Source organism: Klebsiella sp. X1-16S-Nf21 (genome assembly GCF_002837615.1).
In the GTDB taxonomy this organism is placed as follows: Bacteria; Pseudomonadota; Gammaproteobacteria; order Enterobacterales; family Enterobacteriaceae; genus Klebsiella; species Klebsiella variicola.
Genome location: NZ_PJDK01000001.1, coordinates 116,636 through 143,002, shown reverse-complemented (window position 1 = coordinate 143,002; position 26,367 = coordinate 116,636). Strand labels below are relative to the sequence as shown.

Sequence of the window (26,367 nt, the reverse complement as noted above, 5' to 3'; positions counted from 1 at the left end):
GCTATGTTTATGTTAACCATAAGTAATGAGGATCGGGAATGCGTAAATACCGTCTCAGCGAACAGACCCGGCAGTATTGTTACCAGGAAGAGGCTGGCAAACAGAGCGTCACCCTGCGCCAGATAGTGGCGCTTATCGATTTCGCTGACGTCAAAGCAGGCAGCGAAGGCGGTTGGGTGGACGCGGAAAGCGCTCTCAGCCAACAGGGAGAGTGCTGGATCTACGATGCCAACAGCGTGGTTTTCGCCGGGGCAAGTATCCGCGACGACGCTCGCTTAACCGGGCCCTGCGTGGTCAGCCACGAGGCCGCCATCGGCGGACGGGCATGCATTCATGCCTCGCACATTAGCCATCACGCGCAGATAAGTGACAACGTCACGGTTAATCATAGTCTGGTGCGCGGTTACTGTCGCCTCGCCGACGAGGCGCGTCTCCTGCCGCACTGCCAGGTGATTGCCGCCCGCGGTCTGACCGCCGATCGCGACAAAGTCCTGCAGATTTATCAGCGAGCCACCGTTAGCGCCTCGCGTATTCTTCATCAGGCGCAAATCTACGGCGATGCCTTTGTCGAGCACGCTTTTGTCGAACATCGGGCAGAAGTGTTCGACCAGGCAAGACTGGAGGGGAACGAAGAAAACGACGTCTGGGTGTGCGATAACGCCCGGGTTTATGGTCATGCGCGACTGATCGCCGGTCGCGGAGAGGATGCCATTCCCACCGTGCGCTACAGTTCGCAGGTAGCGGAGAATGCGGTGATTGAAGGCAACTGCCTGTTAAAGCACCGGGCGATGGTCGGGGGCGAGGCGCAGCTGCGCGGTGGTCCGATTCTGCTCGACGACGATGTGCTGATCCAGGGGCGGACAGTCATCATCGGCGATGTGATCGTTGAGCACCAGGTCTCCATCAATGACGAGGTGCAGATTGCCGCACAGGAGGGAGAGGCCATTCATCTGCGCGGCCCGAAAACGCTTGACGGCCAGCAGCACATCACCCGCACGCCGCTGTTAGGCGCCCTCTAGCGCCTCGTCGCGGTCAATAATGCGCGCGTAAATATTCTGATCGTCATAGCTGCCGTTCAGATACTCGGCCTGCCTGAGGCAACCTTCAAGAACGAACCCATTGCGCAACGCCACCTGGTTACTGCGGGTATTGGCCACCCGGCATTTGATCACAAACCGGCGCACCAGCCCGCTGCGGGCATAATGGTGGATAAAGGCCTGCAGGGAGCGGGAAAGCAGCCCCTGCCCCTGGTGATCTTCATCGATCCAGTAGCCGATATAGGCCGTTTTGTTCTGCGGCTCGATCTGGTTGAACGACAGGACGCCCACGAGTCGATGGTCGAGAAACAGCAAAAACATTTTGGCGTAATCCCGCTGATGCAGAATCACGTTACCCTGCACATGGCGGCGGGTCTCCTCTTCGCTGTTCACTTCGGCGGGCCAGTTGAGCGATTGCTGCAGCCAGTGGCGGTTTTTCACCACCAGCTGGTGCAGATCGCTGACGTAGCGCTCATCAATCGCGATAAGCGTCAGTGCGTCGGTCACCGGGATCGTCTCAGGTACTGCGGGAATGTCTGTAGTCATGGGGCTCTCTACTGGCCCGCAGGGGTTGCCTGCGGGCCGCGGCTGTCACGGGATTATTTCATGATCCGGTCGTCAACGTAGTTACGTTTATCCGGCGCCGGCGGGAAGTACTGATAGAGCCAGGTTTCGCTGATGGCTTCGCCCTGACAGCGCAGGAACAGGCGCATCTCCACCGGGTCGGTCGAGTCGGAGGTCGGATACCAGTCGAAGAGGATCCGGTAGCCATCGAACGGCTCGACGTAGAGGATCTCAATCTGCTTCGCTTCCCCGCTGGAGAGGGTGATCACCGGTTCAATACCGCGCGGCGCGGCGGCCTTCAGATCGCCGCCGACAAAGTCGATGGCAAAACGACGCGCCCACTTATCCGGATAGTGCTCGCCCGGCGCCCAGCCTTCCGGGAAGCCCCCCATCCCGGTGCGGGTGGCGAGCACACGCGCCAGCGGGGTGCTCACCGGCGGCTGCGCGCTCCAGTAGAGACGGTAGCGGAAGTCCAGTTCGTCGCCCGCCTTCACCGCTTTTTCCGGCTGCCAGAAGCAGACGATATTATCCAGCGTTTCGCCGGTGGTCGGGATCTCCATCAGGCTGACCGCCCCTTTCCCCCACTGGTTACGCGGCTCAACCCACAGGCTGGGGCGCTTGTTATACCAGCCCATCACGTCCTGGTAATGGGAGAAATCGCGGTCCAGCTGCAGCAGACCGAAGCCGCGCGGGTTCTTGTCCTGGAAGGCGTTGAACTGCAGCTTCTGCGGGTTATTCAGCGGCCGGCAGACCCATTCGCCGTTCCCCAGCCACATCGACAGCCGATCGGAGTCGTGGATCTGCGGGTGGATGGTATCGCACATCCGGCGCTCGTTGTTGCCGCAGCTGAACATACTGGTCATCGGCGCGATACCCAGCTGTTTGATGTCCTTGCGGGCATAAAGGTGGTTTTCCACGTCCATGATGACCTGGGTATCCTGGCAATGGATGGTGAACTTGTAGGCCCCGGTGATGCTCGGGCTATCCAGCAGCGCATAAACGGTAAAGACCGTGGCGTCCCCTTTAACCGTTTCGAACCAGAAGGAGGTGAAATCAGGGAACTCTTCCGGGGTATCGGTAAAGGTGTCTACCGCCAGCCCACGAGCCGACAAGCCGTACTGGTAGGTGCTGTCTACCGCGCGGAAATAACTGGCGCCAAGGAACGCCACGATATCGCGGCGCGCCAGCTCCGGCGCTTTAAACACCCGGAATCCGGCGAAGCCGAGGTCGGACTGCCCTTCCAGCTGGCGGGTGTCGACCCCGGCGTCATTGTACTTAAACAGCTCAGGGCGGAAATGGATCTCGCGCGCCTGCTGAGTGGCGGCGTCAAGAGAGAACATCCGCACGCGGCGACGGAACCCCATCCCGACGTGGAAAAACTGGATGTCCAGTTTGCGTTCTTCGATGTTGTTCCATAGCGAGTGGTTGGCGTCATACTGGATGCTGTTATAAGCCTGCGGAGTCAGATTGGCCAGCGTCGGCGGCAGATCGCGCGGGGCGCCGCCCCATGGCTGGCGCGCCAGATCGTGGGCCATCGCCTGCAGCACGGTGTAATCGAAACGACGCGTTTGCCCGTCGGCAATACCCGCGTCTTCGGCAAAAGCGGCCTGACTGAATAAGGAAGCGACTCCTGACGTCCCGCATACGGCGGCAACAGCCATGGAAGATTTAAGAAAACGTCTGCGGTTCATGCCTGAGAAAGCGTCCTTCTGCACGGGTGAATTGATTCGCAACGCGTCATCACGCTGCGTGATAAATTCCGCCCACTCTAGACAAAAACGATTAATAATCCAATTGTTGCCCGCAGAAAAAAGGTAAAAAAGCCCTGTCTACCGGAACAACCCGTTTTTTTACTTTTCCTTCGACGTGCGGCCGGGGAAAGAACAGACTGCCGGCCGCTTTTTCGCCTGACCATTGAGCGGATAGCTCTTCCTCGCTTCGGTATATTCATCACACCTATGCCCCGCCGCCCTGCGTTTTTTTTAGGCACGATTGGCGCAAATTCCCGCCACATCCGGTGCTAACTTTTCACCGGTAACCGCTATATTTCTTCATGTTAGCGGCCAACACGGGAGAGCCGTTCGGGCTGTCCCGCCACGCTCTCCAGGGAATTCATTCAGGAGTCATGCCATGCAAGTGAAAGCAGCCGTCACGCTGGGCTACCAGCAATCTTTCGTCATCAAGGATGTCGACGTCTCCCTTCCGGGGAAGGATGAGATATTAGTGAAAATTGTCGCCACCGGGGTCTGTCATACCGACGCGGTGATGCGCGATAACCCGGGAGTGGTGCCTATGCCTGCCATCCTCGGCCATGAAGGCGCCGGGATCGTCGCCAGCGTCGGGGAGGCGGTCAGCGGTATCAGAGTCGGAGACCACGTGGTGCTCAGCTATGCCGCCTGCCACCATTGCGAAAATTGTTTAAGCAACCACCCTTCAGCTTGCGAAGATTTTAATACGCTTAATTTTGGCGGCCGACGCGAGGATGGCACCACCCCCTATCGGCTGGGCGATCAGGATCTGTCCCTGTTCTTTGGCCAGTCGTCCTTCAGCCAGTATGTGGTCACCCGCGCCAGCAACGCCGTGGTGGTCGACCCCGAGGTCGATCTCACCCTGCTCGGCCCGCTGGGCTGCGGCATCCAGACCGGCAGCGGGACGGTGCTCAACCGCCTGAAACCGGTGATTGGGGAATCCATTGTGGTGTTTGGCTGCGGCGCCGTGGGGCTCAGCGCCATCATGGCGGCGAAATTAACCGGCTGTTCGCAGATCATCGCTGTCGATATTCATGCCAGTCGCCTCGCCCTCGCGGGCGAACTGGGCGCCACCCATCAGATCAATGGCAAGGAACAGGATGCCGTCGCCCTGATCAAACAGATCACCGGCAAAGGCGCTCACTACGCGGTAGAAACCACTGGCGTATCGGCCATCGTGCTGCAGGCCGTGCACGCGGTGAAACCATTAGGTACGGTGGCCATCGTCGGCTTTACCGGGGATATCACTTTTAACGTGCAGAACGATCTGATGGCGGAGGGCAAGTCGCTGGTCGGGGTGATTGAGGGTGATGCCGTCCCGGCGCTGTTTATTCCACTGCTGGTGCAGCAGTATAAGCAGGGGAAATTCCCTATCGATAAGCTTATCGTTCGCTACCCGCTGGCCGATATCAACCAGGCTTTCGCCGATTCGGCGTCTGGCAAGGTGATAAAGCCCGTGGTTGTGATGTGAGTGAATGCCGCCACCAACCGGTGGCGGCAGTTGCTCAGCCGCACCTCAGCGCATTTACTCCAGCGTCACGTGATGCTTCATCACCCGGCGAAACAGCGCCAGCCGGGCGCGCATAAAGCGATTTTCCACTTTAAAGCCGGCACGCTTATGCAGGCCAATGCGCAACAGACGATCCCGTCCGCGCAGGCACGCTGGCCAGCGTACCGCGCCGGCAAGCGCCTGGTCGCCGCTGGCGACGCGGGCAAACTGGGCCCAATAGTCAGCCACCTGAGCGGCGAAGGCCAGATCCGCTTCGCTGGCATACTGACACACCGGGTCGGTCAACCGCAGGTTATCAAACACGTAGGGCACCTCGTTGCCATGCCAGGCGCCGTGCGGATAGGTGTCATGCTCCGCCTCCGCAACATAATCAAACCAGTAGCGCCAGCACGGCTGCCCCACGCGCTGCTGCGCCTGCATCACCACATAGCCGAGGGTGGTGAAGGCCATGTCGCGGCACACTTCCCGCCCCAGCGCCTCATCGCCCTTCACGCCGGGATAAAGGAGTTTGATCAGCCCCAGTCCCAGGCGGCGCTCACGGCGCAGCTTCTGGATCTGCCCGGCGATATCGACGCCAAACACGGCCATCACGCTGGCTTCATCGCTGTTGGAGCCGATCATCACCGGCATTGGATGCTGGCGCCCGGCAAAAAAGGTCTCCAGCATCGGTTGCGGCAGCACCGCGTCGCCGACGATGGGGGCCGGCCCTGTGTTCAGCGGCGCGGTGAGCGACCAGAAGGCCTCCGCCGGGATCGCCCGCAATTCCTCAGCGCTGGCTTGCGGTAAGGCAAAGTGTTCCGCCAGCAAGCGGCCTTTCTCCAGCGCCTTCTCTCGCGGCAGGTCGGGTAACGTATACCCGCTCTGAATAATCGCTTTATGGAACAACCCTTTCGCTTTCGGCGAGGCCATCAGCGACAGCACGCTGCGCGCCCCGGCGGATTCGCCAAACAGCGTGACGTTGGCGGCATCCCCGCCGAAGGCGTGGATATTCTCCTGAACCCACTGCAGGGCGGCAATCTGATCGAGCAGCGCGAAATTATAGAGACGTTCGCCCGCCTCTTCTTCCAGCGCCGGATGGGCGAAAAAGCCGAGATGGCCCAGCCGGTAGTTGACCGTCACCACCACCACATCGCGGCTGGCTAACGCTTTGCCATCGTAAGGCGGCAGGCTGCCGGCGCCGATGGTAAACCCGCCGCCGTGCAGCCAGACCATCACCGGCAGCGGCTGCGCCGCAGCAGCAGGTGCCCAGATATTGAGATATAAGCAGTCTTCGCTGAAAGCGCCGGGATCGCCGCCGCCGAGCTCACGGCAGTAGTCAATGTCCTGCCAGCTGGCGGCGGAAAAGGAGTCGGCCTGGCGGACGCCCTGCCAGCGGGCAGGAGGCTGCGGCGCGCGCCAGCGCAGCGGGCCCACAGGCGGCGCGGCATACGGAATGCCGCGCCAGATATGGATCCCCTGCTCTGCGCTCCCGGATACGGTTCCCTGGCGGGTTTTCGCCAACGGTTTCGACGGATGTTGCATAACCTGCTCCCTGTAAGGCTGATGCCAGCAGGGTACTGATTTTACAGCAGACCGCAACGTCGTTTGCTGCGCTCCTCCGCCTGTCGGTACAGGGCAAACTCATCCTCCACCGGGCAGCCCAGCGCCGTCTCAAAGGCTTCGCGGCTGGCATTCCCGTGGCTGCGCGCCTGCGTTTCGTTGCCCAGATTAGACTGAAAAATGCCCGCCGCGCTGACCGGTAAAAAATCTTCATAAATAATCGGCTGGGCGACCACCCACCCGCGCTCAATCAGCGGCTGCGGATCGTCCCCCGGGCGAAACGCCTGGCGATGCGCCTCGCCGGCGGGCGTCAGGCGGTAGCGAAACCAGGCCAACCCCTGCTGACGGAGCAGAAATTCGCTGTCGGGGAATTCGCGGAATACCTCCTGCAGATGCAGCTGATGGCTGAGATTGTCCTTTCCTGTCCCTGCCGCCTGCAGCAGTCGGTCGTACAGTGCGCGTCCTTTTGGCGTTAGCGCAATGCCGCGTTGCTCAATTTCGCCAAAGCGGGCGCTGTGGGTGCCTTTATGCTCACCGGCGAACATCACCGGCTCCTCAAGCGCCTTAAAGCTGGTCTGCCGCAGGAGGATCGGGACCTCCCGGCGCGGTGGCCCTTCAATCAGCGCTTTGGGTTCAATACCACACTCGGGCATCAGGGCCTGGGCGCGGTCAATATCCAGCGTCCGCGGCGTGAGGTGATTGATATGGCATCCCGGAAAGCAGACCACATCGGCAATCAGGCGGTGCTCGCGATGCAGAGCATGGTAGGTCTCCTCATCGACGGTGGCATGCCGGTGCCAGCGGAAGGTCTCCAGCGCCTCCTGCACAAACTCGCGCGCGTCGGCAGAGGTGAATTCGCCCTCAGCTTCATACTGCGCAATCAGCGCCAGACAGCGGGGGGTAAAGATTTTGCGCCGGGCAAGGATGGCCTCGGCCCGCTCGCGCAGGGCGCGATTTTCAATCAGCTCCAGGCGCAGCAGCGAGGTGAAAACCCGAAACGGATTGCGCGCCAGCGCGGCATCGTCGATGGGACGAAAGGCCGTGGAATGGACCGGCACGCCGGCCTGCGAGAGATCGTAATAGCTGACGGGATACATCCCCATGATGGCAAACATGCGACGCAGCGTCGCCAGTTCCTCCGCTGTGCCCACGCGGATTGCGCCGTGGCGCTCCACGTTTAAGCGCGCCAGCTCGTCGGCATTGGCCAGTTGTTCATGCAGCTGCGGATTATTTTCCAGTACCGCCAGATTGACGTCAGCCACCAGCTCCAGCAGCGTCCCGTATTGCGGAACTTCCTGCTGGTACATAGCCGACATGGCCTGCGAAAACTGCTCCCGAATCTCATCAGCCGTGATGGTGTTCGCCATGATGTGTTACCTCCAGTGAATACTTCCTGGAGTGTAGGAAAGCTGCCTCCTGGCGGGGGGAAGAATTTACAAACTGTGATGGCGATAACCTGCTTCCGCTAGCAGTCATTGCACAAAACATAACCCAAGGTTATGAAAAACACCCGGTAATTTCACTTTAAATTAACAATACATTTACACACACTGTTTCTGGCGACATTACAACAACATGCCCCTCTACCGTCTACACGGAGTACCCGATGAACGACAAATGGTCCCCGCGCGAGGTTATCCATCGCGATTACAGTAGCCACCCGCCCGCTTACGCGCCGGGCTATAAAACCAGCGTCCTGCGCTCACCGAAGAATGCCCTGATCTCCCTGCAGAACTCATTGTCAGAGATCACCGGGCCGGTCTTTAGCCGTGACGATCTGGGCCCTCTGGATAACGATCTTATCCTTAATTACGCCAAAGAAGGCCTGCCGATTGGCGAGCGGATCATTGTGCACGGTTACGTACGCGATGGTTTTGGCCGACCGATGAAAAACACCCTGGTGGAAGTCTGGCAGGCCAATGCCGGCGGCCGCTACCGACATAAAAAAGATCAGTATCTGGCCCCGATTGACCCGAACTTCGGCGGCTGCGGCCGGGTGCTGACCGATGAAAACGGCTATTACTGTTTTCGCACTATCAAGCCCGGCCCCTACCCGTGGCGTAACCAGGCCAGCGACTGGCGTCCGGCGCATATTCATTTCTCGCTCTCGGGTGAAGCCTGGGCGCAGCGCCTGATCACTCAGATGTATTTCGAAGGCGATCCGCTGATCAAACAGTGCCCGATCGTCCGAACCATTAATAATGACGACGCCGTGCGCACGCTGATCGCCGAGCTGGACATGCACGCCGCCGTACCGCTGGATTGTCTGGCCTACCGCTTTGACCTTGTTCTGCGCGGCCATCGCGCCACGCTGTTTGAAAATCGCACTCAGGGGGCCGCCCGATGAAAGAGTATCTGCCTGAAACCGCCTCGCAGACGGCGGGACCCTATGTTCATATCGGTCTGGCGCCTGACGCCGCGGGCTTTCATATTTTTGAGAAAAACTTTGGCCCGGTCCTCACCACCGCGGATACCACCGGGGAGCGGATCACCATTGAAGGCCGGGTTATCGACGGCTCCGGAACACCGGTCCGTGATGTGCTGCTGGAGATCTGGCAGGCCAACGCCGCAGGACGCTATAACCATCCTGATGACCGTCAGCAACAGAAAGCCGTCGACCCGGGCTTCCGCGGCTGGGGGCGTACCTGCTCAGATTTCACCTCCGGCGTCTGGCGCTTTGACACCATTAAGCCGGGCCCGGTTGTCGGCCGCGATGGCCGCCTGATGGCGCCGCACGTCAACCTGTGGGTGGTCGCCCGGGGGATCAACATTGGCCTGAACACGCGGATGTATTTCGCCGATGAACATGAGGCCAACGCCAGCGACCCGGTGCTGAATCTGATCGAGTGGGAAGTGAGACGCAAAACCTTAATCGCCGAACGCGAGGTTCGTGGTTCGGAAGTGATCTATCGCTTCGATATTTATCTGCAGGGCGAAAACGAAACCGTCTTTTTCGATATCTAGCGGCCACGCCGATAAACGCCTTCCCCCCGTCCAGCGGGGTAAGGCGTTTTAAACCGTGGGGAAAGATCTTGTAATGTAATCAGGTCAAATGTTAATAATATTTTGCTATCTGGTTATCAAATTTAAACAAGGCCGCTTGTCTCTTTCACCGCTGTGTTTTTAACATCATCTACTATGGAAAAAAATGGTCTCTTCAGTCAGCGCATTCGCTTGCGCCATCTACACACCTTCGTGGCCGTCGCTCAACAGGGAACGCTGGGGCGCGCGGCTGAAACTTTAAATCTGAGCCAGCCGGCACTCTCGAAAACGCTTAACGAGCTTGAACAGCTAACCGGTACCCGGCTGTTCGAGCGGGGCCGCCTGGGGGCGCAACTCACCCTGGTCGGCGAACAGTTTTTGACTCATGCCGTTAAGGTACTTGATGCCCTTAACTCAGCGGGTCAGGCGCTGAACCGTAAAGAGGGGCTGAATAACGACATTGTGCGTATCGGCGCGCTGCCTACCGCCGCGCTGGGGATCCTGCCAACGGTGATCGGCCAGTTCCATAAGCAGCAAAAAGACATCACTCTGCAGGTCGCCACCATGAACAACACCATGCTGCTGGCGGGGTTAAAATCCGGGGAGATCGATATCGGTATCGGACGCATGTCCGACCCGGATCTGATGAGTGGACTCAACTATGAACTGCTGTTCCTCGAATCCCTGAAACTGGTGGTTCGCCCGGGACACCCCCTGCTTCAGGAGACCGTGACCCTGAGCCGGGTGATGGAGTGGCCCGTCGTCGTTTCGCCGAAGGGCACCGTACCGCGGCAAAACGCCGAAACGCTGCTCCAGAGCCAGGGCTGTAAAATGCCCGCGGGCTGTATCGAGACCCTCTCGGCTTCGCTGTCACGCCAGCTGACGGTCGATTTTGACTATGTGTGGTTCGTACCTTCCGGGGCGGTGAAAGACGATCTTCGCCGGGGTGTGCTGAGCGCCCTGCCGATTGCCACCCAGGGCGCCGGAGAGCCCATCGGCATTCTAACCCGCGTCGATGCGACGCTCACGCCAGGTACGCAAACCTTGCTCAGCGCCATCCGCAAGTCAATGCCTGCCTGACCCCGCTTTCTCCCCGGTAGCCCTGCCGGGGAGCCTACGTACGTCGATGTGGTGCGACGGACGGCGCAACACATTTAGCAAAATAATCATTTAGTGCGAAATCATTCATTAACAATTGCGTAAATTTCTTTAACAGATCTATCATATCGCGATTTCACCAAATGGTTCATTTGAAATCACATCAAGCAATAAACCTGCGTTTATGAAGGTACAAACCTCTTCATTCAAAAATAAAACAGAAAACACCTGTTTCATTTGGTTCATGATGAAGTGGCGGGAGTGGTTAAGGAGATTACATGGCAACTGGCAACGCGCCGCGCGGATTCCCCCGGATCCTGCAGTGGCTTCTCGCCGGACTGATGCTCATCATCGGTCTGGCTATGGGTATTCTTGGGGCAAAACTGGCCCTCGTCGGCGGTACACTGTACTTCGCGCTGATGGGCGTGGTCATGGTCATCGCGGCGGTGTTGATTTTCCGCAACCGCCGCGGCGGTATTCTGTTATACGCCGTGGCGTTTATCGCCTCGGTGATCTGGGCGATTAGTGACGCTGGCTGGAGCTACTGGCCGCTCTTCTCGCGCCTGTTTGCGCTCGGCGTCCTGGCCTTCCTTGCCGCCCTGGTCTGGCCTTTCTTCGCCACCCCACCGGCGAAAAAAGGCCCGGCATATGGCGTCGCCGCCGTTCTCGCCGTGGCGCTGGCGGTGAGCTTTGGCTGGATGTTCAAATCCGAACCACTGGTTAGCGCCACTGAAGCGGTGCCAGTGAAGCCCGTCGCGCCGGGCGAACAGCAGAAAAACTGGGCGCACTGGGGTAATACCACCCACGGCGACCGTTTCGCCGCGCTGGACCAAATCAACAAACAGAACGTCAACCAGCTGCAGGTGGCCTGGGTGGCGCATACTGGCGATATCCCGCAGAGCAATGGCTCCGGGGCGGAAGATCAAAACACCCCGCTGCAGATTGGCGATACTCTCTACGTCTGCACCCCTTACAGCAAAGTGCTGGCGCTGGATGTGGACAGCGGAAAAGAGAAATGGCGCTATGACTCCAAATCCTCTTCGCCCAACTGGCAGCGCTGCCGCGGCTTAGGCTATTACGAAGATAGCCAGGCGCAAACCGCGCCAGCGTCAGGCACGCAGCCTGCCGCCTGTTCCCGTCGTCTGTTCCTGCCGACGATCGACGCCCGCCTGATCGCCATTGATGCCGATACCGGCAAACTGTGCGAAAGCTTCGGCGATGGCGGTATTGTCGACCTCAGCGTCGGCATGGGTGAAGTGAAAGCGGGCTACTATCAGCAGACCTCCACCCCGCTGGTAGCGGGCAATGTGGTAGTGGTGGGCGGCCGCGTCGCGGATAACTACTCCACCGGCGAACCGCCGGGCGTGGTCCGCGCGTTTGACGTCCACACCGGCAAACTGGCGTGGGCGTGGGATCCCGGCAATCCAGCGCTGACCGGTGTTCCGCCGGAAGGCCAGACCTATACGCGCGGTACGCCAAACGTCTGGTCGGCGATGTCCTACGACGCGAAGCTGAATCTGATCTATCTGCCAACCGGCAACGCCACGCCAGATTTCTTTGGCGGCGAGCGTACCGCGCTGGACGATAAATACAGCTCCTCTATCGTGGCTGTGGATGCCACCACCGGCCAGGTGCGCTGGCACTTCCAGACCACGCACCACGATCTGTGGGACTTTGACCTGCCGTCTCAGCCGCTGCTGTACGATCTGCCTGACGGCAAGGGTGGTACCACTCCGGTGCTGGTGCAAACCAGCAAGCAGGGCATGATCTTTATGCTCAACCGCGAGACCGGCGAGCCGGTGGCCAAAGTGGAAGAGCGTCCGGTACCGGCGGGCAACGTCAAAGGTGAACGCTACTCTCCGACGCAACCTTACTCGGTAGGGATGCCGATGATCGGCAACCAGACGTTGACCGAATCCGATATGTGGGGGGCGACACCGATCGACCTGCTGCTGTGCCGTATTCAGTTCAAAGAGATGCGCCATCAGGGCGTCTTTACCCCGCCAGGTGAAGACCGTTCCCTGCAGTTCCCGGGCTCGCTCGGCGGCATGAACTGGGGCAGCGTTTCGGTGGATCCGAACAACAGCCTGATGTTCGTCAACGATATGCGTCTGGGTCTCGCCAACTATATGGTGCCGCGCGCGAAGGTGGCGAAAGACGCCAGCGGGATCGAGATGGGCATCGTGCCGATGGAAGGTACGCCGTTTGGCGCCATGCGCGAACGTTTCCTGTCGCCGCTGGGCATTCCGTGCCAGAAACCGCCGTTCGGCACCATGTCCGCGGTGGATCTGAAAACCGGGAAACTGGTGTGGCAGGTACCGGTTGGCACCGTAGAAGATACCGGGCCGCTGGGGATCCGGATGCACATGCCCATTCCAATCGGCATGCCGACCCTTGGCGCGTCGCTGTCGACGCAGTCCGGACTGCTGTTCTTCGCCGGTACCCAGGATTTCTACCTGCGCGCCTTTGATACCGCGAACGGGAAAGAGATCTGGAAATCGCGTCTGCCGGTCGGTAGCCAGTCCGGCCCGATGACCTACGTCTCACCGAAAACCGGTAAGCAGTACATTATTATCAATGCTGGCGGCGCCCGTCAGTCACCGGATCGCGGCGATTACATCATCGCCTACGCGCTCCCGGATCATCACTGATCGACCTAAGCAAAAGGGCCCATCCGGGCCCTTTTTTTATCGGTGACGATACGCCATCAGCGTTAGCGATTACTGGTCGCCAAAGTGGATCACGGTGCGAATCGATTTGCCTTCATGCATCAGATCAAAGGCCTCGTTAATCTGCTCCAGCGGCAGGCGATGGGTAATAAACGGGTCGAGGCGAATTTTACCAGCCATGGCGTCCTCCACCATTCCCGGCAGCTGACTGCGCCCTTTCACGCCGCCGAAGGCGGAACCGCGCCACACGCGGCCGGTCACCAGCTGGAACGGACGGGTCTTGATCTCCTGGCCCGCACCGGCTACACCGATGATCACGCTCTCACCCCAGCCTTTATGGCAGCACTCCAGCGCGGCGCGCATCACGTTGACATTGCCGATGCACTCGAAGCTGAAATCCACCCCGCCGTCGGTCAGTTCGACAATCACATCCTGAATCGGCTTATCGTAGTCGTTCGGGTTGATAAAGTCGGTTGCGCCCATCTCTTTTGCCAGGGTGAACTTATCCGGGTTGGTATCGACCGCCAGAATCCGTCCGGCCTGCGCCTGCACCGCGCCCTGGATCACCGCGAGACCAATGCCGCCCAGACCAAAGACCGCGACGCTATCCCCGGGCTTGACCTTCGCCGTGTTGTGCACTGCGCCGATACCGGTGGTGACACCGCAGCCCAGCAGGCACACTTTATCCAGCGGCGCCTGCGGATTGACTTTCGCCAGCGAGATCTCGGCGCAAACCGTATATTCGCTGAAGGTGCTGGTGCCCATATAGTGATAAATCGGTTCGCCGTTATAGGAGAAACGGGTGGTGCCGTCCGGCATCAACCCTTTGCCCTGGGTGGCGCGCACCGCCTGACAGAGATTGGTTTTACCCGACTTACAGAACTTGCACTCGCCGCATTCGGCGGTATACAGCGGGATCACGTGGTCGCCCGGCTTAAGGCTGGTGACGCCCTCGCCCACTTCCACGACAATCCCGCCGCCTTCATGGCCCAGTACCGCCGGGAAAACACCCTCTGGATCGTCGCCGGAGAGGGTGAAGGCATCGGTGTGGCACACGCCGGTGTGGGTGATTTTCACCAGAACTTCGCCTTTCTTCGGCGGCGCGACGTCAATCTCAACGATTTTTAACGGCTGGCCAGGACCAAAGGCAACTGCTGCGCGTGATTTCATAACTGTCTCTTCCTCGTCGTGATGTTATTTTAAATAGGATCGTAGCAGATGACCGACCTCTGCCATTCTCGCGGCCCGCTGGTCCGGGGTGGTCTCGCCGCTAACCAGCTCGTCCTGCAGGTGGATCTCCACCATTTCGCCCATCAGGCCATTTGCCGCACCGCGAATCGAGGCAATCTGCTGCAGGATTGTCATGCAGGGTTCGCCGGACTCCAGCGCGCGCTCGAGGGCCTCGACCTGGCCGCGGATGCGGCGTACGCGACTGAGCGCCCGTTTTTTATCTTCAGGTGAATGTGGCACGATTACGCCTCCGTATCATATAGGGGGGTATACTATATTTTATTACCCATAAAGGCAAAAAAAACCCCGTCGCGGGACGGGGTCAGGCAAAAAGGGTAACGATCATTTAGCGCTTACGAGGCATCATCCGCAGCAGGGTATTATCTTTCCACCAGTAATGATGGACCAGCGCGGCAAGGGCATGCAGGCCAATGACGAAGTACCCGGCGTTGGCTAACCATTCATGGATCGCCTTCAGGGTATCCACCCGCTCAAAATCGCTCTGTGGGGCATACGGCATGGTCAGGCCAAAGGCGTACCAGGGATTTCCGCGCCAGTACATCATCACCATCCCGATCAGCGGCAAGGCAATAAATAGCAGATAGATAACCAGATGGCCGAGATGAGCAAAACCGGTCATCATCGGCGACGGTTTCGGCACGATCGGCGGCGCTGGCGACTTCAGCCGCACCAGCAAACGCGCCACCATCAGCGCGCAGATGGTGATCCCGCAGGAGACATGAATCATATTAATCAGCGGCCGGTCACTACGGGGAAAAAATCCACGTAGCTCCATTGCCGCATAAGCCACCACCACCAGCAAAAAGACCAACCAGTGAATACCGATCTGCAGGCCCGAATATTTATCGCGCATGGAATTTCCTTAATGGAAAGAGTGATATCGCCAACATAGCGGCCTTCTCTTAAATTTTCATTAACCTTTACGTTGAATTAACAATTGATTACCGCATTGCGCCGATCCGCTCCCGACCCGGGAAGGCGCAGCATGCCTCGACGTGCTGAAGCGAACAGGCAACCGGCAGTCGGTACGCTATTACAAAATTAAACAGTTTTGTCACCTTCCCCTGTCCTGTCCTTCTCTATAGTAGAGAGCATCTGTCGAGCTACGTTGCGCATGGAGATGAGAATGAAGAAAATCGGCTTAACGCTATTGTTGCTGGCGTCGCTGGCTGTCCCGGCTTTCGCTGCGGACTGCCAGCCTAACGGCATTGGCGGATCATTTTGCATAAACGATGATGGCACCACCACCGACACGGTACCGAATGAAGTGAATGGTATGGATACTTACTCAAACAATGGCGGGTATACCAGCTCCCTGCCCGATCAGTCGGGGGCCGATGAAGCGCTGGAAGGCTCGACGATGTCGACGCAACAGGATACGGTCGCCAGCAGCGGCCAGGGCGATAGCGCACTGGCTGGCCGCGACTGGCATGCACCGTCCAATCTCAATGATGGCGCCGCCACCTCCAGCATGAGTCTGCTGGATAAACCCTGAGATCGGATGCTAAGCGAGGCTCCAGCCTGCGGCGCCGATAGCGACGGCGAACAGCAGGCAGGCCAGCGCCGTTTTGCGTAACAGCATGGTATAGAATGAAATCGCAACGCCAATAAAGACCACAATCAGAATCGGCCACATGCTTAATAGCAGCAGCAGAAAACCCTCAATATTGTTATGGATTACGCTCTCCACATCCGCATCCTTGCCTCATCGTCGATAAAGTAAGCAGAATTTAATATGTAACATGAATACATTCAAATAAAATATAAATGCAAATGATTATGCACAGCATTCTGCGGCGGACGGAGGCTCGCCTGTCTCGGCGTCCTGGGGGTGCCATCAGGAGCCGCCACGAAAAGAGACGTCAGGATGGTTCCAGGACCACTTAGTGGTACGCTCGTACTCTTGCTGGGATCGCGCTCCCCTTCAGACCTTCATTCGCCGCTGATATCCGACACTACGCGCCGGCGATGGCAGTCGCCTGGTTGCAGTTTATCCCCCTGAGCGGAACGCACATCCAGATACTGAAGCGGCTGACCGTGTTCGTTATCCAGCAGGACAGAATAGGTTTCCCCCTGATCAAACATATAACGCTCTCCCCATTGCCGCATCGCCACAACAATGGGAAACACAGATCTCCCCTTTTCAGTCAGGACGTATTCCTTGTAGGCGCTGCCATCCGATGCCGGTAAAATCGCGAAAATACCGATATCGACCAGGTGCTTCAGCCGCGAGGCAAGGATATTTTTGGCCAGCCCTAGATTCTTTTGAAACTCGCTGAAGCGCCGCACATCGTCAAATGCCTCGCGAATAATCATCAGGCACCAGCGTTCTCCAATTGATTCCAGCGTTCTTGCCACCGGACATTCACTGGTTCTGAGTGATTCCTGTTTCGCCATCTGCGTGCTCTCCGTCTATCAGTCTGCTGTTGCCAGCTTAATCTCCCCTCGTAGCAGTTGCAAAAGAAAACCACTATGGCTAGTTTTATAAGCATACTAGTTTTAAAAAGCAACCAGAATGCAGGCCTCTTATGAAATGCAAGGCAAGTTTGTGTACCGAGCACGAGATCCCGACCGCGTCCGCCCCTGTCACGATGCTGACCGCGGGGATAACGGCGCTGTTTTCATTGACCTGCGCGCTGGCGGTAGCCAACGTTTATTCAGCTCAGCCTTTACTCGACTCGATGGCGGTCAGCCTGAAGGTGTCGCCCGGTATGATTGGCAGCGTCGTCACGGCAACGCAGGCGGGCTATGCCATTGGTTTGCTGTTCCTGGTTCCGCTCGGGGACGGGTTGAACCGTAAATACGTGGTGTTGACTCAGCTGTTGCTGTCAGTAGCGGCGTTAGTCGTGGCAGGGTTATCCCCTAATATCGCGATCCTGCTGGGTGCCATGCTGATCGTCGGGCTGATGGCCGTGGTGGTGCAGTTGATGGTGGCGTGGGTGGCGATACTGGCGACGCCGCAGAAACGAGGCCAGGCGGTAGGTACCCTGACCAGCGGCATTGTTTCAGGCATTCTGTTATCTCGTTTTATATCAGGGGCGATCGCTGATATCGCCGGCTGGCGAGCCGTTTATCTCACGGCTGCCTGTCTGATGTTGTTGATTGCCGGCGTCGTCTGGAAAGTCATGCCTTCGCCCCCGCCGCAGCCGCAAAAGCCCACTTATCTATCCTTACTGAAGTCAGTTTTTCAGCTGTATCTCACTGAACCGCAACTGAGAAAGCGCGGGATCCTGGCGCTGCTGATCTTCGCCGCTTTCAGCATGCTGTGGACGACCATGGTCATGCCGCTCACCGCTCTTTCCCTGTCGCACACCCAGACAGGGATGTTTGGCTTAGCCGGCATCGCTGGCGTGCTGGCCGCCTCAAGGGCGGGCAGATGGGCTGACCAGGGATGGGCGCAGCGCACGACCGGCCTGGCGCTGGCGCTGCTGGCGCTCTCCTGGCTGCCTATCGCCTGTGCCGAAACCTCTCTGCTCTGGCTGATAGCGGGCGTTATCGCACTGGACTTTGCGGTGCAGGCCGTTCATGTCACCAACCAGAGTCTGATTATTGCCGCCAGGCCTGCAGCGGCAAGCCGCCTGGTTGGGGCTTACATGTGTTTTTATTCGCTGGGCAGCGCGGCAGGCGCTATCGTCGCCACCCAGCTCTATTCTCACTGGGGATGGCAGGCGGTTTGCCTTGCCGGCGCCGCGGTCAGCGCCTGTGCTTTTCTGGTCTGGTCAGGATCGCGTCAATCATGAACGTCGTGCTCGCTGTAAAATGGCGCAGCGAAAAAGAGCGGAAAAGTGACCAGAGAAGCCCCAGCTGTTTGTATCGAATGGATTTTTTCAATGCTTTTAAACAGTTATGTACATGTTGTATAATGACGTGCACTTTAACTAAAAAAAGAGTGCGACCATGATTGATTCTTCATTGCCATTAACCGACATTCACCGCCACCTTGACGGTAACATCCGGGCCCAAACCATCCTCGATCTTGGCCGCGAGTTTAATATCGCCCTTCCCGCTTCCACCCTCGACACGCTGCGTCCCCACGTCCAGGTCACCAGCCTTGAGCCCGATCTGGTCAGTTTTCTTGCCAAGCTCGACTGGGGGGTAAAAGTCCTTGCCTCACTGGAAGCCTGCCGTCGCGTGGCATACGAGAACGTCGAAGACGCCGCGCGCAATGGCCTGCACTACGTTGAGCTGCGCTTCTCTCCCCGCTATATGGCGATGACCCACCAGCTTCCTGTCGACGGCGTAGTAGAGGCAGTGATCGCGGGCGTACGTGAAGGCAGCCGCGATTTTCAGGTCGACGCCCGCCTGATCGGCATTCTGAGCCGCACCTTCGGTGAAGCGGCCTGTCAGGAAGAGCTGGCGGCGCTGCTCGCTCACCGCGAGGGCATCACCGCGCTGGATCTGGCCGGTGATGAGCTGGGCTTCCCGGGCACGCTGTTCCTCAACCATTTTAATCAGGCCCGCGACGCTGGCTGGCATATTACCGTCCACGCTGGCGAAGCGGCCGGACCGGAAAGTATCTGGCAGGCCATCCGCGAGCTGGGCGCGGAGCGCATCGGACATGGGGTCAAAGCAGTAGAGGATCCGGCCCTGATGGACTACCTGGCCGAACATCAGATCGGCATTGAATCGTGCCTGACCTCGAATGTGCAAACCAGCACCGTGGCTTCGCTGGCCCAGCATCCACTGAAGCAGTTCCTTGAGCACGGCGTGCTGGCGAGCCTCAACACTGACGATCCGGCGGTGCAGGGCGTCGATATCATTCATGAGTACACCGTGGCGGCGCCGGCGGCGGGCCTGAGCCGGGAGCAGATCCGTCAGGCGCAGATCAACGGTCTGACCCAGGCGTTTCTGAGCGAACAGGAAAAAGCCGCTCTCATTCAGCGGGTGGCGAAAGGTTGATCACCGGCCCGGCGGCAGCGCTGCCGGGCTCCCCCTCACACCAGGCTGAGCGTGGCGCGATGTCTGGCCGACTCGATACCCAGCTCAATCAACGTCATGATCTGAATCGCCTCGCTGGCCGGGACCGGGTTTTCTCCCTCCCCGTTAAGCGCGTCGCGAATGGCGGCATAGTAGGCGGGATAGTTGCCCGGCAGGGTCAGCCATGTCTCCTCGCTTCGTTCGTCGCCTTCGGCGCGGGTCAGAGTACCGTCGCGCATATCATACCCCCAGTCCTCCTGCGGCAGTCGTTCACCGTTTTTTAGCCGTTCCTCCTGAGGATCAAGGCCGAACTTAATATAGCTGGCCCGCGAGCCGTGGACGATAAAGCGCGCGCTCTCCGCCGCAGCGAGCAATGTGCCATGCAGCACCACCCGCCGCTGGGGATAGGCCAGCACGGCATGAAAATAGTCGGTGGATTGCGCGCCGGGGCGAAGTTGAGCGAGATCGACTGTGATACTCACCGGCAGGCCAAAGAGCACCACCGCTTGATCGAGCAGATGTGGCCCCAGATCGTACCAAATGCCACTTCCGGGACCACCCTGCTCACGCCAGCGCTGACGCACCTGGGGGCGGAAGCGATCGAAATGCGACTCAAAGTAACACACTTCCCCCAGCTGACCTTCGTTAATTAACGCCTTGACGGTTAAGAAGTCACTGTCCCAGCGGCGGTTATGAAACACCGACAGCACCCGGCCGCAATGCTTCGCCAGACTCTCCAGCTCGCGTGCTTGTGACAGTGTCACGGTAAAGGGTTTATCCACCACCACATGTTTGCCCGCTTCCAGCGCCGCTTTCGCCAGCGGAAAGTGGGTATCGTTCGGGGTGGCGATGACCACCAGCTCAATATCAGGATCGTTGAGCAAGTCCTTTGCCGCACTCACCACCCTGACCCCCGGCCAGTCGGCATGGACTTTGCCAGCCTCGCTGCTGGAGACCCTCGTCAGCGCCATGCCCGGCGTGCCGCCGATCAGCGGCGCGTGAAACGTTTTGCTGGCGTAACCGTAGCCTATCAGCCCTACCCGGATCGCGTCACTCATGTTACCGCCTCACTTATTCAGCTAATGTCAATATCGCATAGATGAGAATAATCTTACAAACAATGAGCAAAATTTATCATTTGATTCACAGCTGTTTTCCCGCATGCGTGCAAAATCAGACAGATACCCCTTGTGATCTGCTCACCATGGAGTAACATTTCCCACTGTGTTCAAAGGATACTGAAGTGTTATGACGACTGTTTTTACCCGTATTGTAGAACTTATTGGCTGGATTGTTTTTGGGATTTCCGCACTGCTTTTGGTTATCGCCCACCATATTGATAACTACCAGTCGCCACCGCCAGCGGATGTGGTGCAGACAAAGTAGCGCCGCCGTGAAACAGTGACCCGCCTCGCAACTGTGCAACCGGTTTCAGAAACCGGTTGCACAGCTATCCTTGCTTTGATTACACTCCCTCTATCATCAGACTGGGAGCTTTTTCATGGCCGCTTTTCCGCACAATTTTTTATGGGGCGCCGCTACCGCAGCGTATCAGGTTGAAGGTGGGCACGACGCAGACGGTAAAGGACCGTCAATCTGGGACATCTACTCTCACCTGCCGGGTACCACCTTTGAAGGCACCACCGGCGATGTCGCAGTCGACCACTATCACCGTTTTCGCGAAGACGTTGCGTTAATGGCCGAAATGGGCCTGCAAAGTTATCGATTCTCCATCTCCTGGCCCCGGCTGCTGCCCGCCGGGCGCGGCGAAGTGAATGAAGCCGGCGTACAGTTTTACAGCGATCTGATCGACGAACTGCTGGCGCACAATATTGAGCCGATGATCACCCTCTATCACTGGGACCTGCCGCAGGCCCTGCAGGATGAGGGTGGCTGGGAAGCACGCACTACCGCCGAGGCCTTCGCCGAGTACGCCCGCCTGTGCTATGCGCGCTTTGGTTCACGGGTGAAGCTGTGGGCGACCTTTAACGAAACCATCGTGTTCATTGGCCACGGCTACATTAATGGTCTGCATCCCCCGGCGGTGCGCGATCCGGCGCGTGCCATTCAGGCGTGTCATCACGTGTTTATCGCCCATGCGCTGGCGGTCAAGGCATTCCGCGAGATGAACGTGGCGGGCGAGATTGGCTTCGTCAATGTGCTACAGCCGCATACTCCGCTCACCGACAGTGAGGCGGACAAAAAAGCCACCGAACTGGCTGACGCCATCCACACCCACTGGCTTTACGACCCGGTACTGAAAGGCACCTATCCTGCCGCCCTGCTGGCGCAGACCCAGGCGCTGTGGGGGGTACCGCGCTTTGCCCCGGACGATGACACACTACTGCGCGAGAATCGCTGTGACTTTATCGGGCTGAATTACTATCGCCGGGAAACGGTGTCCGCCCAGCAGCCCAACATCCCCACCGGTGGCGAACCTGGCGTGGAGGGGTTGTTCTATTTCGTGCGTAATCCGCAGAGCACCTATACCGAATGGGGATGGGAAATCTGGCCGCAGGGGCTGACGGACGGCATTATGATGATCAAGGAACGCTATGGCGATATCCCGATCTATATCACCGAAAATGGCCTGGGAGCGAAAGACCCGATAATTGCCGGAGAAGTGGTCGACGATCCGCGAATCGACTACCTGAGCAGCCATATTGGCGCCCTGGAAAAGGCACTGGCGCTGGGGGCGGATGTGCGCGGCTATTATCCCTGGTCGTTTATCGATCTGCTGAGCTGGCTCAACGGATATCAAAAGCAGTACGGCTTTGTCTATGTCGATCACCAGCAAAATCTGGCACGCAAACGAAAGAAGAGTTTTTATTGGTACAAATCTGTTATTGCCAGTCACGGCGAACAGCGTTAATCTTCTCTTGCGGGCGCCATTCGGCGCCCGGTCTGGTTTTAGAATATTCTTAAACTTCTCCCTGCTCTTCAAGGTCGGCTCTCGCCCCTTGTCATGGGTTTATATAACCTGAATCATTCCACCCGGCCCCATTCAGAAGGCGCCGTTGGTTGAGAGTAGGTTTAGTGAATGCTGATAATATTCAACATAATTATTCCGATTATAAAATGGATACGAAAATGACCGTTCTGGACTATTTATTAAAATTCCGCAAAATCAGTTCGCTCGAAAGTCTTGAAAAACTATTTGATCACCTTAACTACTCCCTGACCGACACCGAAGAGATCGTGAATATGTATCGTGCGGCCGACCACCGCCGGGCAGAGCTGGTCTCCGGTGGTAAATTGTTCGATGTGGGCCAGGTGCCTAAATCCGTTTGGCGATTCGTGCAGTAAGGCTGTCATCCTTCACGCCAGTTGCTTATACTTCCCGGCCTGATTTTCATTACTGGCGTTGAATAGGGGAGTAACATGACGTCTCAATCTGCAGAACGCATTGGCGGATGGCTGCTGGCACCGCTGGCCTGGTTGCTGGTGGCGCTGCTGAGCGCCTCCTTATCGCTGCTGTTTTTTGCTAATGCTCTCATGTCGACGCAGACGTATGCCCTGCTCCGCGCCATGAGCACCGGACATCTGGCGCTGTGGCTCGCTTCGCTGCTGTTTGCCGTCGCCATGTGGTATTACACGCTCTGGCTGACCATCGCGTTCTTTAAGCGGCGCTCGCTGGTCCCTAAGCACTATATTATCTGGCTGCTCATCACCCTGCTGCTGGCGATAAAGGCATTTGCCTTCTCTCCCGTCTCGGATGTCCTTGCTTTGCGCCAGCTGCTGTTTCCACTCTTGGCTGCCGCGCTCCTGGCGCCCTATTTTCGCCGTTCCCAGCGGGTAAAACGGACCTTTGTTCATCCGTAATAACCCCACACTTAACCTGTTGTCGCCGGTATCGTTTTATTCGATAATAAGCGGCTTTTTTTCGTTTCAGGTCGCATGATGGCTGATTATTTACTGCTCTTTATTGGTACAGTCCTGGTCAATAACTTCGTTCTGGTGAAGTTTCTTGGTCTGTGCCCGTTTATGGGGGTTTCCAAAAAGCTGGAAACCGCAATGGGGATGGGGCTTGCCACCACCTTCGTGATGACGCTGGCCTCTATTTGCGCCTGGCTGATTGATACCTGGATCCTTATCCCCTTAAATCTGGTCTATTTACGCACGCTGGCCTTTATTCTGGTCATCGCCGTGGTGGTTCAGTTCACTGAAATGGTCGTGCGTAAAACCAGCCCGGCGCTCTATCGCCTGCTGGGTATCTTTCTGCCGCTGATCACCACCAACTGTGCCGTACTCGGGGTGGCGCTGCTGAATATTAATCTGGGGCACAATTTCCTGCAGTCCGCGCTGTACGGCTTTGCCGCCGCCGTCGGTTTCTCGCTGGTGATGGTGCTGTTCGCGGCGATCCGCGAACGCCTGGTGGTGGCCGATGTGCCCGCGCCGTTTCGCGGTAATGCCATCGCATTGATTACCGCCGGTTTAATGTCTCTGGCTTTTATGGGCTTTAGTGGTTTGGTGAAGTTGTAATGAGCGCAGTCTGGATAGCCGTGATCGCCATCAGCCTGTTAGGGCTGATTTTCGGCTTAATACTGGGGTATGCCTCCCGCCGTTTTGCGGTGCAGGACGACCCGGTGGTGGAAAAAATTGATGAACTGTTGCCGCAGAGCCAGTGCGGGCAGTGCGGCTACCCCGGCTGTCGTCCCTATGCGGAAGCTGTTGGTGCCCAGGGTGAAAAAATTAACCGCTGTGCGCCGGGTGGCGAAGCCGTAATGTTAAAAATCGCCGCCTTACTGAACGTCGACCCGCAGCCGGTCGATGGCGATGAACAGGAGGCGGAGCCAGTTCGTATGCTCGCGGTAATCGACGAGCCGAACTGCATTGGCTGCACCAAATGCATCCAGGCGTGTCCGGTGGATGCGATTGTCGGGGCAACCCGCGCCATGCATACCGTGATGAACGACCTGTGCACCGGTTGTAATCTGTGCGTTGCCCCCTGCCCGACCCAGTGCATTTCGCTCGTTCCGGTGGCGACCACCCCGGAAACCTGGAAATGGGATCTCCATGCGATCCCGGTGCGCAATATTCCTGTGGAACAACATGTTTAAGTTATTTTCCGCTTTCCGAAAAGATAAAGTCTGGGATTTTAACGGCGGTATTCATCCGCCCGAAATGAAAACCCAGTCTAACGGTACCCCACTGCGCCAGGTGTCCCTGCCGCAGCGCCTTATCATTCCGCTCAAGCAGCATATTGGCGCCGAAGGCGAACTGTGCGTCAAGGTGGGCGATCGGGTGCTGCGCGGCCAGCCGTTGACCCGCGGATGGGGAAGAATGCTGCCCGTACACGCCCCGACCTCCGGTACCGTTACCGCCATCGCCCCGCACACCACCGCTCATCCTTCGGGGCTGGCGGAGATGAGCGTGATCATTGACGCCGACGGCGAAGACCGCTGGATTGAGCGCGATGGCTGGAGTGATTATCAGGTCCGTACGCGCGAAGCGCTTATCGAACGCATTCATCAGTTTGGCGTCGCGGGCCTCGGCGGCGCCGGTTTCCCCACCGGCAGCAAACTGCGCGGCGGCGGCGATAAAATTAAGACGCTGATTATTAACGCCGCCGAATGCGAACCCTATATCACGGCGGACGACCGCCTGATGCAGGACTGCGCCGCGCAGATTGTCGACGGGATCCGCATCCTCGCGCATATTCTGCAGCCTGACGAAGTGCTGATCGGCATTGAAGACAATAAACCGCAGGCCATTTCGATGCTGCGGGCAGTGCTCTGCGACGCCCATGGCATCTCGCTGCGCGTGATCCCCACTAAATACCCCTCCGGTGGGGCCAAGCAGCTTACCCAAATTCTCACCGGCAAGCAGGTACCGCACGGCGGTCGTTCGTCGGATATTGGCGTGCTGATGCAGAACGTGGGGACGGCCTATGCGATAAAACGCGCGGTGATTGACGGCGAGCCGTTAACGGAGCGCGTGGTCACCCTGACCGGCGAGGCGGTCTCGCGGCCGGGCAACGTCTGGGCGCGCCTTGGTACCCCGGTACGCCATCTGCTTAACGACGCCGGCTTCTGCGCCAGCGCCGAGCCAATGGTGATCATGGGCGGCCCGCTGATGGGCTTTACCCTGCCGGGGCTGGATGTCCCGGTGGTGAAGATCACCAACTGCCTGCTGGCGCCTTCCGCCAGTGAGATGGGCGAGCCGCAGGAAGAGAAAGGCTGCATTCGCTGCAGCGCCTGCGCCGACGCCTGTCCGGCCGATCTGCTGCCGCAGCAGCTGTACTGGTTCAGCAAAGGCCAGCAGCACGATAAAGCCACCGCGCACAATCTGGCGGACTGCATAGAATGCGGCGCCTGCGCGTGGGTTTGCCCAAGCAATATTCCGCTGGTGCAGTACTTCCGTCAGGAGAAAGCGGAGATCAGCGCGATTCGCCAGGAAGAGCAGCGCGCCGCAGAAGCTAAAGCGCGATTCGAAGCCCGACAGGCGCGCCTGGAGCGTGAAAAAGCCGCCCGCGCCGAACGGCATAAAAAAGCTGCCGTTCAGCCTGCCGCCAAAGATCAGGATGCGATTAACGCCGCCCTCGCCCGGGTACGCGACAAACAGCGTGATGCCGCGCAACCGATCGTGATTCAGTCTGGCGCCAAACCGGATAACAGCGAGGCGATCGCTGCACGCGAAGCGCGGAAGGCCGAAGCCCGGGCACGCAAGGCACAGCAGCAGGCCTCGTCGGTGGAAGCCCCGGTCGCCGAGCCGGTCGACCCGCGTAAAGCCGCGGTGGAAGCCGCTATCGCCCGCGCCAAAGCGCGTAAAGCCGAACAGCAGGTCGCGCCGGTGGAAGCCCCGGTAGCCGAGCCAGTCGACCCGCGTAAAGCCGCGGTGGAAGCCGCTATCGCCCGCGCCAAAGCGCGTAAAGCCGAACAGCAGGTCGCGCCGGTGGAAGCCCCGGTAGCCGAGCCGGTCGACCCGCGTAAAGCCGCGGTGGAAGCCGCTATCGCCCGCGCCAAAGCGCGTAAAGCCGAACAGCAGGTCGCGCCGGTGGAAGCCCCGGTAGCCGAGCCGGTCGACCCGCGTAAAGCCGCGGTGGAAGCCGC

The 26,367-nt window shown here is 58.6% G+C and carries 26 protein-coding genes; 16 read left to right on the top strand and 10 right to left on the bottom strand.

Annotation, left to right across the window (positions count from 1 at the left end; genetic code table 11):
• Positions 1 to 38 precede the first annotated feature (38 nt).
• A complete protein-coding gene (ydcK, locus tag CW267_RS00770) occupies positions 39 to 1,019 on the top strand; it encodes a YdcK family protein (RefSeq protein ID WP_039103664.1) in 981 nt (326 codons plus the stop codon).
• Here ydcK and rimL read toward each other — a convergent pair.
• Both rimL and CW267_RS00760 read right to left on the bottom strand, forming a co-directional pair.
• Positions 1,005 to 1,583: a 50S ribosomal protein L7/L12-serine acetyltransferase gene (gene rimL, locus CW267_RS00765; protein WP_008804665.1), complete on the bottom strand. Its 579-nt coding sequence runs from the start codon at positions 1,581 to 1,583 to the stop codon at positions 1,005 to 1,007. The two genes, ydcK and rimL, sit on opposite strands and share 15 nt — an antisense overlap.
• A gap of 53 nt (positions 1,584 to 1,636) precedes the next feature.
• The gene (locus CW267_RS00760; RefSeq protein WP_012541545.1) at positions 1,637 to 3,292 is read right to left on the bottom strand and encodes a glucan biosynthesis protein D; all 1,656 of its coding nucleotides are present in this window, start codon (positions 3,290 to 3,292) and stop codon (positions 1,637 to 1,639) included.
• A gap of 439 nt (positions 3,293 to 3,731) precedes the next feature.
• Between CW267_RS00760 and CW267_RS00755 the strand changes: the two genes are divergently transcribed.
• The gene (locus CW267_RS00755) at positions 3,732 to 4,820 is read left to right on the top strand and encodes an NAD(P)-dependent alcohol dehydrogenase (protein ID WP_100780980.1); all 1,089 of its coding nucleotides are present in this window, start codon (positions 3,732 to 3,734) and stop codon (positions 4,818 to 4,820) included.
• Between the two features lie 54 nt (positions 4,821 to 4,874).
• Here CW267_RS00755 and CW267_RS00750 read toward each other — a convergent pair whose 3' ends face one another.
• Together CW267_RS00750 and CW267_RS00745 are read right to left on the bottom strand one after the other, a co-directional pair.
• Positions 4,875 to 6,380, bottom strand: coding sequence for a carboxylesterase/lipase family protein (locus tag CW267_RS00750; RefSeq protein WP_100780979.1), 1,506 nt, complete (start codon positions 6,378 to 6,380; stop codon positions 4,875 to 4,877).
• Positions 6,381 to 6,421: 41 nt separating this feature from the next.
• Positions 6,422 to 7,765, bottom strand: coding sequence for a VOC family protein (locus CW267_RS00745; protein WP_008804661.1), 1,344 nt, complete (start codon positions 7,763 to 7,765; stop codon positions 6,422 to 6,424).
• Between the two features lie 239 nt (positions 7,766 to 8,004).
• Between CW267_RS00745 and pcaH the strand changes: the two genes are divergently transcribed.
• The 4 genes from pcaH to CW267_RS00725 all read left to right on the top strand — a co-directional run bounded on the left by pcaH (position 8,005) and on the right by CW267_RS00725 (position 13,129).
• Positions 8,005 to 8,745, top strand: coding sequence for a protocatechuate 3,4-dioxygenase subunit beta (pcaH, locus tag CW267_RS00740; protein WP_008804660.1), 741 nt, complete (start codon positions 8,005 to 8,007; stop codon positions 8,743 to 8,745).
• A complete protein-coding gene (pcaG, locus tag CW267_RS00735; protein ID WP_023322731.1) occupies positions 8,742 to 9,362 on the top strand; it encodes a protocatechuate 3,4-dioxygenase subunit alpha in 621 nt (206 codons plus the stop codon). The genes pcaH and pcaG overlap by 4 nt, the downstream gene beginning before the upstream one ends.
• A gap of 174 nt (positions 9,363 to 9,536) precedes the next feature.
• On the top strand, positions 9,537 to 10,460 hold the full coding sequence (locus CW267_RS00730; protein ID WP_012541541.1) for a LysR substrate-binding domain-containing protein: 924 nt from the start codon (positions 9,537 to 9,539) through the stop codon (positions 10,458 to 10,460).
• 296 nt (positions 10,461 to 10,756) lie between these two features.
• Entirely contained in the window at positions 10,757 to 13,129 is a 2,373-nt protein-coding gene (locus CW267_RS00725; protein WP_043875190.1) for a glucose/quinate/shikimate family membrane-bound PQQ-dependent dehydrogenase, read from the top strand.
• Between the two features lie 69 nt (positions 13,130 to 13,198).
• Here the strand turns inward: CW267_RS00725 and CW267_RS00720 are convergent, their stop codons facing one another.
• From CW267_RS00720 to cybB, 3 genes are all read right to left on the bottom strand, one after another.
• A complete protein-coding gene (locus CW267_RS00720) occupies positions 13,199 to 14,317 on the bottom strand; it encodes an S-(hydroxymethyl)glutathione dehydrogenase/class III alcohol dehydrogenase (RefSeq protein WP_008804656.1) in 1,119 nt (372 codons plus the stop codon).
• A gap of 24 nt (positions 14,318 to 14,341) precedes the next feature.
• Entirely contained in the window at positions 14,342 to 14,617 is a 276-nt protein-coding gene (locus CW267_RS00715) for a metal/formaldehyde-sensitive transcriptional repressor (RefSeq protein ID WP_004101746.1), read from the bottom strand.
• 106 nt (positions 14,618 to 14,723) lie between these two features.
• A complete protein-coding gene (gene cybB, locus CW267_RS00710; protein ID WP_008804655.1) occupies positions 14,724 to 15,251 on the bottom strand; it encodes a cytochrome b561 in 528 nt (175 codons plus the stop codon).
• Between the two features lie 273 nt (positions 15,252 to 15,524).
• On the opposite strand from cybB, the gene CW267_RS00705 reads away from it, so the two are divergent.
• On the top strand, positions 15,525 to 15,893 hold the full coding sequence (locus CW267_RS00705; RefSeq protein WP_008804654.1) for a hypothetical protein: 369 nt from the start codon (positions 15,525 to 15,527) through the stop codon (positions 15,891 to 15,893).
• A 9-nt stretch (positions 15,894 to 15,902) separates the two neighbouring features.
• Here CW267_RS00705 and CW267_RS00700 read toward each other — a convergent pair whose 3' ends face one another.
• The gene (locus CW267_RS00700; protein ID WP_008804653.1) at positions 15,903 to 16,088 is read right to left on the bottom strand and encodes a hypothetical protein; all 186 of its coding nucleotides are present in this window, start codon (positions 16,086 to 16,088) and stop codon (positions 15,903 to 15,905) included.
• A gap of 242 nt (positions 16,089 to 16,330) precedes the next feature.
• Positions 16,331 to 16,795, bottom strand: a complete 465-nt coding sequence (locus CW267_RS00695; RefSeq protein WP_012968054.1) for a winged helix-turn-helix transcriptional regulator — start codon at positions 16,793 to 16,795, stop codon at positions 16,331 to 16,333.
• Between the two features lie 194 nt (positions 16,796 to 16,989).
• Between CW267_RS00695 and CW267_RS00690 the strand changes: the two genes are divergently transcribed.
• On the top strand, positions 16,990 to 18,138 hold the full coding sequence (locus CW267_RS00690; RefSeq protein ID WP_008804651.1) for an MFS transporter: 1,149 nt from the start codon (positions 16,990 to 16,992) through the stop codon (positions 18,136 to 18,138).
• Between the two features lie 157 nt (positions 18,139 to 18,295).
• The gene (gene add, locus CW267_RS00685; protein ID WP_012968052.1) at positions 18,296 to 19,297 is read left to right on the top strand and encodes an adenosine deaminase; all 1,002 of its coding nucleotides are present in this window, start codon (positions 18,296 to 18,298) and stop codon (positions 19,295 to 19,297) included.
• A 35-nt stretch (positions 19,298 to 19,332) separates the two neighbouring features.
• Here the strand turns inward: add and CW267_RS00680 are convergent, their stop codons facing one another.
• Positions 19,333 to 20,373, bottom strand: a complete 1,041-nt coding sequence (locus tag CW267_RS00680; RefSeq protein ID WP_080930289.1) for an oxidoreductase — start codon at positions 20,371 to 20,373, stop codon at positions 19,333 to 19,335.
• Between the two features lie 190 nt (positions 20,374 to 20,563).
• On the opposite strand from CW267_RS00680, the gene blr reads away from it, so the two are divergent.
• From blr to rsxC, 7 genes are all read left to right on the top strand, one after another.
• Positions 20,564 to 20,701 carry a division septum protein Blr gene (gene blr / locus CW267_RS00675; protein WP_012541534.1) on the top strand — a complete coding sequence of 46 codons (138 nt, stop codon included), beginning with the start codon at positions 20,564 to 20,566 and terminating at the stop codon, positions 20,699 to 20,701.
• A 115-nt stretch (positions 20,702 to 20,816) separates the two neighbouring features.
• Entirely contained in the window at positions 20,817 to 22,187 is a 1,371-nt protein-coding gene (locus CW267_RS00670; protein WP_016161192.1) for a GH1 family beta-glucosidase, read from the top strand.
• 218 nt (positions 22,188 to 22,405) lie between these two features.
• The gene (ydgT, locus tag CW267_RS00665) at positions 22,406 to 22,621 is read left to right on the top strand and encodes a transcription modulator YdgT (RefSeq protein ID WP_004202843.1); all 216 of its coding nucleotides are present in this window, start codon (positions 22,406 to 22,408) and stop codon (positions 22,619 to 22,621) included.
• Between the two features lie 75 nt (positions 22,622 to 22,696).
• On the top strand, positions 22,697 to 23,137 hold the full coding sequence (locus tag CW267_RS00660; protein WP_008804647.1) for a DUF2569 domain-containing protein: 441 nt from the start codon (positions 22,697 to 22,699) through the stop codon (positions 23,135 to 23,137).
• A 78-nt stretch (positions 23,138 to 23,215) separates the two neighbouring features.
• Positions 23,216 to 23,797 (top strand): electron transport complex subunit RsxA, encoded by a 582-nt coding sequence (gene rsxA, locus CW267_RS00655; protein ID WP_002907658.1) that lies wholly within the window; start codon positions 23,216 to 23,218, stop codon positions 23,795 to 23,797.
• The gene (gene rsxB / locus CW267_RS00650) at positions 23,797 to 24,375 is read left to right on the top strand and encodes an electron transport complex subunit RsxB (RefSeq protein WP_008804646.1); all 579 of its coding nucleotides are present in this window, start codon (positions 23,797 to 23,799) and stop codon (positions 24,373 to 24,375) included. The genes rsxA and rsxB overlap by 1 nt, the downstream gene beginning before the upstream one ends.
• Positions 24,368 to 26,367 (top strand): electron transport complex subunit RsxC (gene rsxC / locus CW267_RS00645; RefSeq protein WP_165787416.1); only part of this gene is annotated, 2,000 nt, incomplete at its 3' end. The genes rsxB and rsxC, both read left to right, overlap by 8 nt.